Raw genomic sequence first — 1,602 nt, forward strand, 5'->3', positions numbered from 1 at the left:
TCAATGTAAGAAACTTACGATAGAGATTGGGGTTTAGTGGTGAGATTGGCAAAGATAATGTAGAATCTTATATAATCAAGATTAAAGAGGTGGTGTAGATGGGACAATACATAAAAGAGCAGAAATTAAAGTTATTGCGATATGCGGAACTCGCTTGGGCTAATTACAGCACAGGGTTAAAAAGAAATAATGGAGATAAAAAATGAAAACCTCCATTAAATATTCCCTACTTTTCTTTTTAACTCTTTTAAATATACAATTCTTTTATATTCTTACTTTTATTCCTTTCCCATTTTTTGGTTGGATTACACTTTTTATTCTCTCTTGTATATGGGCATATCTTTTTTTACGATTCTGTGTATATAGCTTTAATAAAATCTTTAAAAAGAATCTAAGAGTTAATAAGCTTTACCTAGCCTTGCCATATCCCGTTATTATGGGGACTTGGTTTATTTTTTCTCTTGTGCCTTATGAATATAGGCTTGACTTTTTGATTGCTGACACACTCTGTCAAATGGATAAAAGCAGCATAAGTGATGAGGCTTACATAAAGCTATACTATGATAAAATTGCAGAGTTAGACAAAGCGTATAAACCAAAATATGAGGAAATAAAGCAAAAATATCCATTGGGGCAAGTGTGGTTTGATGAGGCAAGCACCTTGCGTTTAGAGCAAGACCGCAAACTAGATGAGCAATATGAGCAAGATAAAGCAAAGATTGGTAGAGAAAAAATCAGCAGTTTTCTCGTATGGGCTTTTATAACACGAAATGTTGATTATACATACTACATTAACGACGATGGGACAGAACGCTTGATTAGAAAAATAGTAAATTATGAATGGCTAGATTCAGCATTGGTCGCCCAATCATCAAGAACAAGAACAATGACTTGCGGAGATATACGAAATTATAAATTTAAGAAAAGAGGAAATGAAATAATTATGTTATCGCCGATATGGCTTTTGATATTGTTTGTATATTTTTTACCTATAATCATTGCTTTTGTGCGTAATCATCAATCACGCTACAAAATACTTTTACTCAATCTCTTGCTAGGCACTTTTATACCTGTGCTTGTTATTTGTTTGGTATGGAGTTGCACGAGAGTTAAACACAAGCAAGATGTTGTAAAGAACGCTGAAGACAATATTGACATAATACAAGGGTAAAAAATGAATAAAATGTATAAATATATGCAGTTAGTTAAATATGCCGAGTTGTGTTGGGCTTCTTATAGTGAGGGGCTAAATAGTGGTATGTATGGTGATAAAGAAAAGAAATGGGGCTTTAATGAGCGAGGGGAATATTATACAGATGATGAAATAAAGCGTTTAAAAAAAGATAAAAATATTGAACTTCCCACCTACCACCAAGCCCTTAGTGAATCTCAATATCTTATCTTTGAAAAATACAATGTTGGCTTTAGCGATTCTCAAGCCAATCACTTCATTACACGATTTGAAGTCTTAGCTTTTAGTCAAGATAATGATACGGGATTCTCTGCTACTTTATTTTATGATACAGATACACAAAATTACATCATAGCTTTTAGAGGCACAGAGAATACTGGTGATTATATAGCAGATATATTTTTAGCATT

The 1,602-nt window shown here is 32.8% G+C and carries 1 protein-coding gene and 1 pseudogene; both read left to right on the forward strand.

From position 1 onward, the window contains the following. The first annotated feature begins 202 nt into the window (after positions 1-202). The gene (locus CQA53_RS11295) at positions 203-1,171 is read left to right on the forward strand and encodes a superinfection immunity protein (RefSeq protein ID WP_115544008.1); all 969 of its coding nucleotides are present in this window, start codon (positions 203-205) and stop codon (positions 1,169-1,171) included. Between the two features lie 3 nt (positions 1,172-1,174). Then, positions 1,175-1,602 (forward strand): annotated as a pseudogene (locus CQA53_RS11300) (hypothetical protein); the annotation flags it as partial.

Source organism: Helicobacter didelphidarum, from assembly GCF_003364195.1.
GTDB classification, from domain to species: domain Bacteria; phylum Campylobacterota; class Campylobacteria; order Campylobacterales; family Helicobacteraceae; genus Helicobacter_A; species Helicobacter_A didelphidarum.

Bases quoted from the DNA above. Each gene is read 5' to 3' on its own strand.
- CQA53_RS11295 (WP_115544008.1), top strand. From the start codon at position 203: ATGAAAACCTCCATTAAATATTCCCTACTTTTCTTTTTAACTCTTTTA.